Annotated in this window: 11 protein-coding genes and 1 pseudogene; 10 read left to right on the top strand and 2 right to left on the bottom strand. The window is 26.7% G+C overall.

Translation table 11 applies throughout. From position 1 onward, the window contains the following. Positions 1-16 precede the first annotated feature (16 nt). The 10 genes and pseudogenes from ftsW (at position 17) to speD (ending at position 10,607) form a co-directional block, all read left to right on the top strand. Positions 17-1,174, top strand: coding sequence for a cell division protein FtsW (ftsW, locus tag BU_RS01165; protein ID WP_407843036.1), 1,158 nt, complete (start codon positions 17-19; stop codon positions 1,172-1,174). Next, complete coding sequence (gene murG / locus BU_RS01160; protein ID WP_010896008.1) at positions 1,171-2,235, top strand: undecaprenyldiphospho-muramoylpentapeptide beta-N-acetylglucosaminyltransferase; 1,065 nt, start codon at positions 1,171-1,173, stop codon at positions 2,233-2,235. Before ftsW ends, murG begins: the two co-directional genes overlap by 4 nt. 42 nt (positions 2,236-2,277) lie before the next feature. After that, positions 2,278-3,732 carry a UDP-N-acetylmuramate--L-alanine ligase gene (gene murC / locus BU_RS01155; protein WP_009874172.1) on the top strand — a complete coding sequence of 485 codons (1,455 nt, stop codon included), beginning with the start codon at positions 2,278-2,280 and terminating at the stop codon, positions 3,730-3,732. Further along, positions 3,729-4,651 (top strand): annotated as a pseudogene (locus BU_RS01150) (D-alanine--D-alanine ligase). The gene murC and the pseudogene BU_RS01150 overlap by 4 nt, the downstream one beginning before the upstream one ends. 195 nt (positions 4,652-4,846) lie before the next feature. Beyond that, positions 4,847-6,103, top strand: a complete 1,257-nt coding sequence (ftsA, locus tag BU_RS01145; protein WP_009874171.1) for a cell division protein FtsA — start codon at positions 4,847-4,849, stop codon at positions 6,101-6,103. A gap of 57 nt (positions 6,104-6,160) precedes the next feature. Next, entirely contained in the window at positions 6,161-7,315 is a 1,155-nt protein-coding gene (gene ftsZ, locus BU_RS01140) for a cell division protein FtsZ (protein WP_010896007.1), read from the top strand. A gap of 233 nt (positions 7,316-7,548) precedes the next feature. Next, entirely contained in the window at positions 7,549-7,893 is a 345-nt protein-coding gene (erpA, locus tag BU_RS01135) for an iron-sulfur cluster insertion protein ErpA (protein WP_010896006.1), read from the top strand. Positions 7,894-7,956: 63 nt separating this feature from the next. Then, the gene (locus BU_RS01130; RefSeq protein ID WP_010896005.1) at positions 7,957-8,655 is read left to right on the top strand and encodes a 5'-methylthioadenosine/adenosylhomocysteine nucleosidase; all 699 of its coding nucleotides are present in this window, start codon (positions 7,957-7,959) and stop codon (positions 8,653-8,655) included. A 275-nt stretch (positions 8,656-8,930) separates the two neighbouring features. Beyond that, positions 8,931-9,791 carry a polyamine aminopropyltransferase gene (speE, locus tag BU_RS01125; protein WP_009874167.1) on the top strand — a complete coding sequence of 287 codons (861 nt, stop codon included), beginning with the start codon at positions 8,931-8,933 and terminating at the stop codon, positions 9,789-9,791. Positions 9,792-9,809: 18 nt separating this feature from the next. Then, positions 9,810-10,607 carry an adenosylmethionine decarboxylase gene (gene speD, locus BU_RS01120; RefSeq protein WP_010896004.1) on the top strand — a complete coding sequence of 266 codons (798 nt, stop codon included), beginning with the start codon at positions 9,810-9,812 and terminating at the stop codon, positions 10,605-10,607. Positions 10,608-10,779: 172 nt separating this feature from the next. Here the strand turns inward: speD and lpdA are convergent, their stop codons facing one another. Beyond that, entirely contained in the window at positions 10,780-12,201 is a 1,422-nt protein-coding gene (gene lpdA / locus BU_RS01110; RefSeq protein ID WP_009874164.1) for a dihydrolipoyl dehydrogenase, read from the bottom strand. 44 nt (positions 12,202-12,245) lie between these two features. Then, complete coding sequence (locus BU_RS01105; protein ID WP_009874163.1) at positions 12,246-13,454, bottom strand: 2-oxo acid dehydrogenase subunit E2; 1,209 nt, start codon at positions 13,452-13,454, stop codon at positions 12,246-12,248. Between the last annotated feature and the right edge of the window lie 10 nt (positions 13,455-13,464).

The following is a 13,464-nucleotide window of genomic DNA, read 5'->3' as shown; positions in this document are numbered from 1 at the left end:
AAAAAATCCAAAAAAGATTGAAGAAAAATATAACACACGAAATTCTTATTTTATACTATATGATCGTGCATTAGTATGGTTGACTCTAGGTTTATTTTCTGTCGGATTAATTATGGTGATCTCTACATCAATTCCTATAAGTCAAAAGATATATCATAATCCATTATTTTTTATAAAAAGAGAAATTTTTTATTTTTTTTTAATATTTTTATTATCTTTTATTTTTTTACGAACACCGATCATTTTTTGGGAAAAAAATAGCAATATTATACTAATTATTTCAATTGTATTGCTAGTATTAGTATTACTTATCGGTCATTCAATACATGGATCTTTTCGATGGATCAATATAGGGTTTTTACATATCCAACCTTCTGAAATATGTAAAATTTCTTCTTTTTGTTATCTTGCTAGTTATTTATCACGAAAATCTAATGAAGTACGCAATAATTTCTGGGGTTTTTTTAAACCCATGAGTGTTATTATAACACAGTCAATGCTTCTATTAGCAGAGCCTGATTTAGGTACTGTTGTCGTTCTTTTTTTTACTACTATATCAGTTTTATTTCTTTCTGGAGCTAAAATAGGACAATTTTTTATAATTATTACTGTTAGTATATTAACTATAATTTTATTAATATTATTAGAACCTTATCGAATTAAAAGAGTTTTATCTTTTTGGAATCCTTGGGAAGATCCGTTTGGTAATGGATATCAACTAACACAATCATTAATAGCATTAGGACGTGGAAATTTTTTAGGTCAAGGTTTGGGAAATTCAATACAAAAGCTAGATTATTTACCTGACGCACATAGTGATTTTATATTTTCTATTATAGGTGAAGAATTAGGTTATATCGGCTCTTTTTTAATATTATTAATAATTTTTACTATTTCTTTCCGAGCAATGTATATTGGACAAAAAGCGCTAGAAAAAAAACAAATTTTTTCAGGATTTTTAGCATGTTCTATTGGTATTTGGCTTAGTTTTCAAACATCAATTAATGTTGGTTCTGTTACCGGTATTTTACCGACTAAAGGACTAACTTTGCCATTTATCAGCTATGGAGGTTCAAGTTTAATTATTAATTCAATAGCTATTTTTTTTCTTTTAAGAATTGATTTTGAAACAAGATTAAAAACATCGCAAGCATTTCCTAGAGGTCCCAAATGATTCCTAAAAAAATAATAATTATGGCAGGTGGAAGTGGTGGTCATGTTTTTCCGGGGCTTACTATAGCACGTTATTTAATTGAAAAAGGATGGCTTGTTAATTGGATAGGTACAAAAAATAGCATAGAATCTAGAATTATACCTAAATATGGTATTAAAATTCATTATATTTCGATCAAAGGATTGCGCAATACTAGTCTCAAAAATTTAATTATTTCTCCAATATATATACTGCGAGCTTATTATGCTGTAAAAAAAATAATAAAAACTTGGTCTCCAGACATTGTTCTTGGAATGGGAGGGTACGTATCTGGTCCAGGAGGGGTAGCTTCTTGGAACTGTAATATTCCGTTACTTTTACATGAACAAAATAAAATTGCAGGTATTACAAATAAATGGCTGTCTAGAATATCTACAAAAAATATGCAAGCGTCTCCTGGAGTTTTAAGAAATGCGGAAGTGGTTGGAAATCCAGTATGCCAAAGTATTATAAAAGTTCCTAATCCCATTAATCGTTTTAAAAATAGAACAGGTCTTTTACGAGTACTCGTTATTGGTGGAAGTCAAGGTTCTTCTATTTTAAATCGTATTTTACCAGAAGTATCATTTTTATTGAAAGAAAAAATTATTTTTTGGCATCAAACAGGAAATTATGAATTAGAAAAAACTAAAAAAAAATATAATAAACTTAGATTAAATCAAAATTTAATAACCTCTTTTATAAAAAATATAGCTTCTGCATATGAATGGGCTGATTTAATTATTTGCCGTTCTGGAGCCTTAACTGTAAGTGAAATATCTATAGTAGGATTAGGCGCTATCTTTATACCTTATCCACATAAAGACAAACAACAGCATAGAAATGCAGAAGATTTAGAATTAATTGGTGCTGCAAAAATTATTGATCAGTCAAATCTTAATACGAAATTAATAGTTAATATACTTAATTCATTAGATAGAGATAAGCTTTTTATTATGGCAAAAAAAGCTCATTCTCTTGGTGTTCGAGATGCAATATTTAATATTTTTAATGTTATCAACAAAATCTCTAAAAAAACTTAAATATTGTACATTTAAATCAATAAAAATTAAAAAGATGAAAGTATGAATATAAAAGATATAAAAAAAATTAATTTTTTTATTTCTGAAAAAAAAAATAAAAATATTCATCTTATCGGCATCGGCGGTGCAGGTATGATGGGAATTGCTTTGATTTTATTAAAATTAGGATATAAAGTTAGTGGCTCTGATTTATTAGAAAGTTTAATGATAAAGAAATTAATTAATCTAGGGGCGACTATATATTTGCAACATTCCGAAAAAAATATTAAAAATGTTGATTTTATTATTAAATCTAGCGCTATCTCTTCAAACAATAAAGAAATTCTTGCTGCTAAAAAACGTAATATTCCTATATTACTAAGAGCAGAAATGATCGAAATACTTATGTCCTTTAAAAAAGGAATAGCTGTTTCTGGTACACATGGAAAAACTACAACGACATCGATGATTGCAGATATTTTTATTGATAGTGGTCTAGATCCAACTGTAATTAACGGTGGTTTAATAAAATCAATTAATTCATATGCAAAATTAGGATCTTCTAGTTATTTTATTACAGAAGCAGATGAAAGTGATGCTTCTTTTTTATATTTAAATCCTAATATAATAATTGTAACTAATATTGAACCTGATCATATAGATCATTATGATAATAGTTTTAAAAAATTAAAACAAACCTTTTTAATTTTTTTAAAAAAAATTACATTATACGGAACAGCTATAGTATGTATAGACAACAATGCTATTTGCGATATTTTAACTAATTTAAAATGTAAAATAATAACATATGGATTTAATAAAAATGCTGATGTGCGAATTTTTTTATATAAACAAAACAATTTTATTGGACATTTTTATATAATTTTAAAAAATAATAAAAAATTAAATATTATATTAAACATCCCTGGTAAACATAATGCATTGAATGCAGCAGCAGCTATTGCTCTAGCAATACATGAAGGTATTAATAATGATCTTATGATTGCATCATTAAAAAACTTTCAAGGTACTTGTAGAAGATTTGAATTCCTTGGATTTCTTTCAATTGATCAAGGTTTTGATAAACGTGCTAATTGTATGTTGATAGATGATTACGGGCATCATCCTACAGAATTATCTGAAACCATTAAAACAATACGAATTAGTTGGCCCAATAAGAACTTAATAATGATATTTCAACCTCACCGATACACTAGGACATATAACTTATATCATGACTTTGTTCAAACTTTATCTCAAGTAGATGTTCTTCTAATACTGCATGTCTACTCTGCAAATGAAAAATTTATTGTTGGAGCTGATAGTCTTTCACTATTTAATGATATAAAAAAACTAGGAAAAAATTATGTAACTTTAATTTCTAATCATAATATGATATTAGATACTCTAATACAGACATTACAGGGAAATGATATTATTTTAATACAAGGTGCTGGAAATATAGATACTATAGCACATAAAATATTAATTAAAAAAACTAAAAAAGTGATAAAATGAACAAAAAAATAGCAGTTTTATTAGGTGGTGTATCTTCTGAAAGAAAAATTTCAATCAAATCAGGATATGCCGTACTTAATAGTTTACTAAAATCTAGATTAAATGCATATCCTATTGACACACGTGATTATTCTATTATGAAATTAAAACAAGAAGGTTTTGATAAAGCATATATTTCTTTACATGGGAAAGGTGGTGAAGATGGAAGTATTCAAGGAGTTCTACAATATTTAAACATTCCTTATACTGGCAGTGGAATTATGGCTTCTGCAATATCTATAGATAAATTTAGAACTAAATTATTATGGAAATCTCGTGGTCTTGCAACTCCGCCTGATATTTACCTTTCAAAAAAAAAAATATTATATCTTTAGATAATGATCTTATAATAAAAAAAATATTGAAATTAGGTCTGCCTGTTCTAATTAAACCAAACAATCAAGGGTCAAGTATAGGTATAACTATAGTATCCCATCTCACACAACTTAATGATGCTATAAAAACAGCATTTAATTATGACAATCATATTCTTATTGAAAAGTTTATAGTAGGAAAAGAATACACAGTATCGATTTTAGGTCAAAAAGCACTACCTGCTATTCATATTACAACCAAGAATAATTTTTATGATTATGATGCTAAATATACATCCTCTTCTACTAAATACTCATGTCCAAGTGGATTAAATGCAATCCAAGAAAAAGAATTACAAAAAATAGCAATTCTAGCATGGAGTACACTAGGATGTAGTGGATGTGGAAGAATTGACGCTATATTAGATAATGAAAATAAATTTTGGTTGTTAGAAGTAAATACAATACCTGGTATGACAAATAGAAGTTTAGTGCCAATGTCTGCAAAAGAAACAGGACTATCATTTGATGAACTAGTTTTATTAATTTTGAATACGAATAATTAGAGTGTATTTTAATATATAGTCACTTCGAATAGTTTATATTTTTTAATAAGATATTTATCTTATATGTTATATTTTTTTATATATACACAATAAGAAAAAAAATTTCTGTCTTTAAATTTAAAAATAGCATAAATATAAAAAATTAGTTTATCAAAAAAAGAAATATTTAAAGAAATAAAGTATGGGCTAAAAATAATGATTATATCAAAAGACAGAAAATTAGTAGTCGGATTAGAAATTGGTACTACTAAAGTCGTGACTTTGGTAGGAGAAGTATTAATAGATGATAATATTAAAATAATTGGATTTGGTACTTGTTTATCTAAAGGCATAGACAAGGGAAAGATTAATAATTTAGATTTAATAGTTTCATGTATACAAGAATCTATTAATAAAGCTGAAATTATGGCAGATTGTCAAATTACTTCCGTATATCTATCTCTATCTAACAAATATATTAATTGTCAAAATGAAATTGGAATAATACCAATTTCTGATGATGAAGTGACAAAAGAAGATATAGAACATGTAATACATATAGCACAATCAGTTCAAATTCTAAATGAACATCATATATTGCATGTTATACCTCAAGAATACTCAATTGATCAACAATATGGAATAAAAAACCCTATAGGTTTATCCGGAGTACGTATGCAAGTAAAAGTTCATTTGATTACGTGCCATCAAAATATGGCTAGAAATATTATTAAAGCCGTAGAAAAATGTGATGTAAAAGTTGATCAAGTAATTTTTTCAGGTCTTGCTTCTAGCAAAGCTGTTTTAACTGAAGATGAGTGTAATCTTGGTGTATGCATGATTGATATAGGTGGAGGTACAATAGATTTTACTATTTATATTGATGGTTCTATAAAATACAGTCAAGTTATTCCATATGCTGGAAATATTGTAACTAGTGATATCTCATATGCTTTTAGTACTTCTCGCGATAATGCTGAAAATATAAAAATCAAATATGGATCAGTCAAAAAGCCACCTTTAGGATCATCAAAAAATATTGATTTTTCTGATATTAACTGTAATTTTCAACAAAATTTACAACAGGATGCATTAATAGACGTAATTGAATCAAGATATGTTGAATTATTATCTTTAGTACAAGATCAAATTGTTCATCTACAAAAAAAACTTCATAAAAAAGGAGAAAAATATGAATTATTAAGTGGCATAGTACTTACTGGAGGTGGATCTAATATTTCATGCTTGACTGACTGTGCAGAAAAAGTTTTTCAAAAAAAAGTACGTGTTGCTAAACCATTTAATATTTCTGGATTAATAGAAAAAATCACTGAACCATGTTACTCAACTGTAATTGGTTTATTACATTATGGAAAAGAATCTTATATCAATATTGATAAGAAAAAAAAAGAACATTCTTTTTTTGAAATAATTTTTAAACGAATTAATAATTGGTTTAAAAAAGAATTTTAAAAACATATTATACTTAAAACTTTATAAAAAAATATAGATATATAATGGAAATAAATCATGTTTGAACCTTCAGAATTAAGTAATAACGCAATAATTAAAGTAATCGGTGTCGGGGGTGGAGGTAGTAATGCAGTAGAACACATGGTTCGAGAGCGTATTGAAGGTGTTGAATTCTTTGCAATTAATACTGATGCACAAGCATTAAGAAAAATAGAAGTCGGACAAACGATACAAATAGGAAACAATATAACTAAAGGATTAGGAGCTGGAGCTAATCCAGAAATTGGACGCACTTCAGCAGAAGAAGATAAAGAACTGTTAAAATCTGCATTAGACGGTTCTGATATGGTTTTTATAGCAGCTGGAATGGGAGGAGGAACTGGAACTGGAGCTGCTCCTGTAGTTGCAGAAATTGCAAAAGAATTAGGAATTTTGACAGTGGCTGTAGTGACAAAACCTTTTAATTTTGAAGGTAAAAAAAGAATGATTGTAGCAGAACAAGGTATAATTGAATTGTCAAAATATGTAGATTCCCTAATTATAATTCCTAATGATAAACTGTTAAAAGTACTCAGCCGAGGTATTTCCTTACTTGACGCTTTCAGCGCAGCTAATAATGTATTAAAAGGCGCCGTACAAGGAATTGCTGAATTAATTACAAGACCTGGTTTAATGAATGTAGATTTTGCTGATGTGCGTACTGTAATGTTAGAGATGGGATATGCGATGATGGGAACAGGGATATCTTCTGGAGAAAATCGTGCAGAAGAAGCTTCAGAAATAGCTATATCTAGTCCTTTACTAGAAGATATAGATTTATCTGGCGCACGTGGTGTTTTGGTTAATATTACTGCTGGTTTTGATTTAAAATTAGATGAATTTGAAACTGTCGGTAATACTATTAGATCTTTTTCTTCAGATCACGCAACAGTGGTTATAGGTACTTCTTTAGATCCTGATATGAATGATACACTTCGTGTAACAGTTGTTGCTACTGGTATCGGGATGGAAAAAAATTTAGATGTTAATCAAATAAAAAACAAATCTTCTAGAGAAGTGTTAATGGATTATCGTTATCAATATTTAAATATATCTCCAAAAAAGACAGATAAAAAAATAATAAAAAAAGAAATAAAAAATACCAAAGAAAAAATTAACAAAGAACCAGAATATTTAGACATCCCCTCTTTTCTTCGCAAAAGAGCAGATTAATTTTTAAAATTATCAATATATTTTTTAAAAAATATTGAATCAAGTACTGATTGATAATATCATTATCTTTGATAACCTGCGCCAATAAAGACTAAATAACTTGTCGGCGCAAGGAATACTAATAAATACAAAACACACATATAAAATATTTAAAAAATATTTATTTATGATAAAATTAAAATAGAAGGTTTGTATTCGAAAAACATATAAAACATTGCGAGAACAAAATAAATATGGAAAACGCTTTTAAAAGTCATCTTCAATTTACTGAAAAAGCAATTAAAAAAATAAAAAATCTTATTGAAATAGAAAAAAATCATGATTTAAAATTAAGAATTTATATAAATGGTGGTGGATGCAGCGGTTTTCAATATCAATTTATTTTTGATACTTCAATCAATGAAGACGATATCATAATCACCCAATCAGAGGTATCCTTAATCATTGACCCCATTAGTTTACAATACTTATATGGTGGTCAAATAGATTATTTAGAAAACCTAGAAGGTTCTAAATTTATTGTTTACAATCCAAACGCAAAAAATACATGTGGATGCGGCTCATCATTCAGCATTTAAAAAATATAAGATATGTCAAAAAATCTTATGTGATTTTAAAAATTCATTATAAGTCATATCAAAATGAAAATTGGAATAATAGGTGCTATAAATCAAGAAACTGAAAGATTAAAAAAAATAATACATTTTTATATAGAAAAAAAAATTAACACTTACAAAATTTATATAGGAAAATTTAAAAGTCATGATGTTTTTCTAATAAAATCAGGAATAGGGAAAGTTTCTGCTAGTGTTGCAACTATGATTTTAATTGATTTATATAAACCTGATACTATTATTAATAGTGGTTCTGCTGGAAGCTTACAATCATTTTTAAAAATTGGCGATATCATCATACCTAAAAAAACATGTTATTATGATGTAGACCTAACAAACTTTGGATATACTCGAGGACAAATTCCTGGGTATCCGAAAGAATTTACAGTTAATGAGAAAATATGCAATTTTTTTAAAAAGAATGCGGATAAATATCAATTAAAATATATAAAAGGACTTATTTTGAGTGGTGATACATTTGTCAGAGAAAATGAAAGTATAAAAATCTTAAAGAAACAATTTCCTTCTGCAATAGCAGTTGAAATGGAATCTTCTGCAATAGCACAAGTTTGCTATAAATTTAATATTCCTCTTATTATCATAAAATCTATCTCTGATGAATCAGATAATAATGCTACTGTTAATTTTAAAGAAAATATTGATTTTGTATCATATCAACTTTCTAAATTTGTAAAAATAATTTTAGAGAATTTAATTGATATGTAAATATCATAGAATCTGATTAATAAAAAATAGCATTCTTATATTATTTTTGATAACCTTTATTAAGGAAATTTTTTATTTTTTTAAAATTTTTTTATAAAAAACGTCTAGATATAATTAATAAAGTTTTTTTAAAAAATCATTTATTTTTTCAAGAATCATTATCCTTCTTTTAAAAAATCTGAAAATAAAGTCTACTATTTCACAATACTCGTAGTTTTTTATTAATCCCAAAATAATCTATAACGTTACATTTTATAGGATATATAAATATAACCATGGATCACAAAAAAACATGGCATGAAAAGCTTTATTGTCATCTTGGACAATACTTTTTAATTGAAAAAATGCTGTATAAAAAAAAAACCCCTCATCATCAAGTAATGATTTTTAAGAATTCTGTTTTTGGTAAAATCATGGTAATAGATGATATTGTTCAAACAACTGAACGCGATGAATTTATATATCATGAAATGCTAACTCATGTTCCTATAATCGCTCATGGTTCAATAAAAAGTGTATTAATAATAGGAGGAGGTGACGGAGGCATACTACGTGAAGTATGTAGATATAAAATGATTGAAAATATCACTATGGTTGAAATAGACGTAAATATCATTGATTTGTGTAAAAAATATTTTCCAAATCATAGTAATCAGGCCTATCAAGATTCTCGTTTAAACTTGATTATTGATGATGGTTTGAATTTCATAAAAAGAACAAAAGAAAAGTTTGATTTAATCATATCAGATTCCACTGATCCTATTGGCTGCGGAAAGAATTTATTTCGATCAGAATTTTATTTTAATTGTAAAAATCATCTTGAAGAAAATGGTATTTTTGTAGCACAGAACGGTGTTTTTTTTCTTCAAAAAAATGAAACCATTCTTACTTATAAAAATTTAAAAAAATATTTTTATGATACAAGATTTTATCAAGCGAATGTTCCAACTTATTATGGGGGGGTAATGGTTTTCGCGTGGGGTACTAATAATATAGAATATCGTAAAAATAGTCTAGAAAAAATACAAATACGTATAAAAAATACAAAATTAGATTTTAATTACTATAATGCTAAAATTCATATAAGTAGTTTTTATTTACCTCAATATATTCTTAATGAATTAAATGAAAGTTAAAAATCCTTTCATAGGGGAGTGATTAAATTGCAAAAACTAAAATTATATGGCTTTAATAACTTAACTAAAAGCCTAAGTTTTTGTATCTATGATATTTGCTATGCTAATACCAATGATTCGCGTAATAGTTATATTTCTTATATTGATGAACAATATAATGCTATTCGATTAACTAAAATTTTAAAAAAAACCTGTTCAATTATTGGTGCAAATGTTTTAAACATATTTCATCAAGATTATGAACCTCAAGGTGCGAGTGTGACTATTTTAGTATGTGAAGAACCAATGAGTATGGAGAAGATCGATGCTTTAAATAAAAACATTGTATCATCTTCTGTGCTTGCTCATTTAGATAAAAGCCATATTTGTGTACACACATATCCAGAAAGTCATCCTCAAAGCGGCATTTGTACGTTTCGTGCTGATATAGAAGTCTCAACATGTGGAATTATATCACCCTTAAATGCTTTGAATTATCTTATACATCAATTAGAATCAGATATTGTAACAATTGAATATCGTGTGCGGGGATTTACTAGAGATATTCATGGAATAAAACATTTCATTGATCATAAAATAAATTCTATTCAAAATTTTATGTCGGATGATATAAAATCAATGTATGACATGGTTGATGTTAATGTATATCAAGAGAATATTTTTCATACTCGAATGTTATTAAGAGAATTTAATTTAAAAAATTATTTATTTAATATTAATTTAGAAAATCTAGAAAAAGAGGAACGTTCTTATATTAAGAAACTACTCTCAAAGGAAATGCGTGAAATCTATTATGGAAGAAATATATCTAGATAGACTCTGTTTTATAAATATTTAATTAAAACATGTATTTGCAAAAATTGAATAAAATATTTAATGTTTGTATAAACTACAATCAAATCTTATTAAAAAAAAGAAAAGATTATAGAAGTTTAATTTCTATAATCTTTTCTTTTTCTAAAAAAAATTTTTTAATAAAAAAAAATCATTATTTATTTAATTTGAAATTTAATACATCTGTTACTGTACCCTGAAAAACTTCTGCAGATAAACCGATTGATTCAGATAAAGTAGGATGAGCATGAATCGTCAAAGCAATATCCTCAGCATCACATCCCATTTCAATGGCCAATCCAACTTCACCAATTAATTCACCAGCATTAGATCCTACTATAGAACCGCCAATAATTTTATTATTTTGTTTATTAAAAATTAGTTTTGTCTTACCTATACTACAATTTGAAGCAATAGCTCTACCAGATGCATTCCAAGGGAAAATTGCAACCTCATAATTTATATTTTCTTGTTTAGCCTCTTTTTCACTCAATCCTACCCAAGCAATTTCAGGATCAGTATATGCAATAGATGGAATTACTTTAGGTTCGAAATAATGATTTTTACCAGAAATAACCTCTGCTGCAATATGACCTTCATGAACTCCTTTATGCGCCAACATAGGTGTACCAGCTACATCACCAATAGCGTAAATATGAGGTATGTTCGTTTTTAACTGATTATTTACTTGAATAAAACCAAAATTATTTATTTTCAACCCTATTCTATCTAATCCTAATGAATCAATATTAGGAGTTCTACCTATTGCTACTAATACAGCATCATACAATATATTTTTTTTGGGAATATTTTCATGTATCATGTCTACTATCAATGCATCTTTTTTCACTTCTACTTTATCTATATGAGTATTTAACATCAGATTAAATTGTTGATTAATAGATTTTTTATATATACTAGAAATATCTTCATCTATTACAGGAAGAAAATGATTAAAACGATCAATAATATCAACTTTCGAACCTAATGCACTATATATTGTTGCCATTTCTAAACCAATAATCCCACTACCTATAATTAAAAAATTGTTGGGTATTTTTTTTAATGATAAGGCATCAGTCGAATCCCAAATTCTTATATCATCATGAGGTATTGAAGGGATTTTAATTGGTTTAGAACCAGTTGCAATAATTGCATTATCAAAAAAAATAGTAAATTTATCTTCTGTATTTGTAACACAAAGACTTTTATCGGTCTCAAAAATAGCATGGCCTTGAAAAATTCTTATTTTTCTTTTTTTTCTCATACTACTTAAACCATCAGTTAGTTTATTTACAATATGCTGTTTCCAATTTTTAATTTTTTTAATATCAATATCTGGTTTATTAAAAGAAACACCTGTTTTATGCAATTCTTTTGCTTCTTTAATAACTTTAGCTATATGTAATAATGTTTTTGAAGGAATACAACCAACATTTAAACAAACACCTCCTAATTTATCATAACGTTCTATTAAGACAGTATCTAAACCTAGATCTGCACAACGAAAAGCTGCAGAGTAACCTGCTGGACCTGATCCAATAACTACTACTTGTGTATAAATTTTTTTATTCATTAAGACCTCTTAAAAAAAATTTAAGTAATGTGAAATAGCGAAAACTACATAATTAAAAAATGCATATCTGATAAAACTCTACTAATAAATGTAATAAAACGCGCTGCATAAGCACCATTTATTACACGATGATCATAAGATAAAGATAATGGTAACATTAAAGAAGGAATAAATTCTTTTCCATTCCATGACGGTTTTATCTGAGATTTTGAAATACCAAGAATTGCTACTTCCGGTGAATTGATAATTGGTGAAAACCAGCTTCCTCCAATACCTCCTAAATTAGATATTGTAAAACAGCCTCCTGTCATATCTTCAATATTTAATTTTCTTGTTCGTGCTTTTTCTGATAGCAATATTAATTCAGAAGATAATTGTTTAATATTTTTTTTATTGACGTCTTTTAAAACAGGAACAAATAAATCGTTATTTACATCTATTGCAAACCCGATATTAATATATTTTTTTAAAATAATTTTTTTATTATTAATATTTAGTGAACTGTTAAAAATAGGGAATTTTTCTAATGCATATGCAACTACTTTTATTATAAAAACTAAAATTGTAATATTTTCATTTGTTTTTTTTTGATTTCTCTTTTCGTTATTATATTTTTGACGAAACTTTTCTAATATAGTAATATCAACTTCATCAAATTGTGTAACATGAGGTATATTCATCCAATTCCGATGTAAATTATTACCAATATTTTTCTGGATATCACTTAATTCTAATTCTTTTGTTTTTGATTTCTTAGAATCACCAAAATTAATTTTATTTTTTTCTTCTATAAGATTCTCTTTAATATTACTTTGATATAGATCTAAATCTTCTTTTAAAATCCTATTTTTAGGTCCGGTACCAACAACATCGTATAAATTTATATTTAAATTTCGAGCTAAACGTCTTATTAATGGAGTTGCATGAAAAAAAATATCTTTTTTGAAATTTTTTTCAACCTTATTTAAAACATTATTATCTAAACAAATTTCTTCTTTTTTCTTTACATGAAAATCAATATTCTCCACTTCACATCTCATAATGAGAGCATCAGTTTTAATTTTTTCGCCAATTTTAATAAAGATATGCTTTACAATACCTGATATAGGTGAAGGTATTTCCATAGAAGTTTTATCTCCTTCCACAGTTATTAATCCTTGTTCTGGTGCTATTTTTTCATTAATACTTACTAATATTTCAATTATTTCTACTTCTTCTAAACCAATATCAGGCATTTTGACTTCTATATCCACTGTTTTCACC

Origin of the sequence: Buchnera aphidicola str. APS (Acyrthosiphon pisum) (assembly GCF_000009605.1) — a bacterium.
Taxonomy (GTDB): Bacteria; Pseudomonadota; Gammaproteobacteria; order Enterobacterales; family Enterobacteriaceae; genus Buchnera; species Buchnera aphidicola_I.
This window is presented reverse-complemented; position numbering and strand designations above follow the sequence as displayed.

Bases quoted from the DNA above. Each gene is read 5' to 3' on its own strand.
- murG (WP_010896008.1), top strand. From the start codon at position 1,171: ATGATTCCTAAAAAAATAATAATTATGGCAGGTGGAAGTGGTGGTCAT.
- murC (WP_009874172.1), top strand. From the start codon at position 2,278: ATGAATATAAAAGATATAAAAAAAATTAATTTTTTTATTTCTGAAAAA.
- ftsA (WP_009874171.1), top strand. From the start codon at position 4,847: ATGATTATATCAAAAGACAGAAAATTAGTAGTCGGATTAGAAATTGGT.
- ftsZ (WP_010896007.1), top strand. From the start codon at position 6,161: ATGTTTGAACCTTCAGAATTAAGTAATAACGCAATAATTAAAGTAATC.
- erpA (WP_010896006.1), top strand. From the start codon at position 7,549: ATGGAAAACGCTTTTAAAAGTCATCTTCAATTTACTGAAAAAGCAATT.
- BU_RS01130 (WP_010896005.1), top strand. From the start codon at position 7,957: ATGAAAATTGGAATAATAGGTGCTATAAATCAAGAAACTGAAAGATTA.
- speE (WP_009874167.1), top strand. From the start codon at position 8,931: ATGGATCACAAAAAAACATGGCATGAAAAGCTTTATTGTCATCTTGGA.
- lpdA (WP_009874164.1), bottom strand. From the start codon at position 12,201: ATGAATAAAAAAATTTATACACAAGTAGTAGTTATTGGATCAGGTCCA.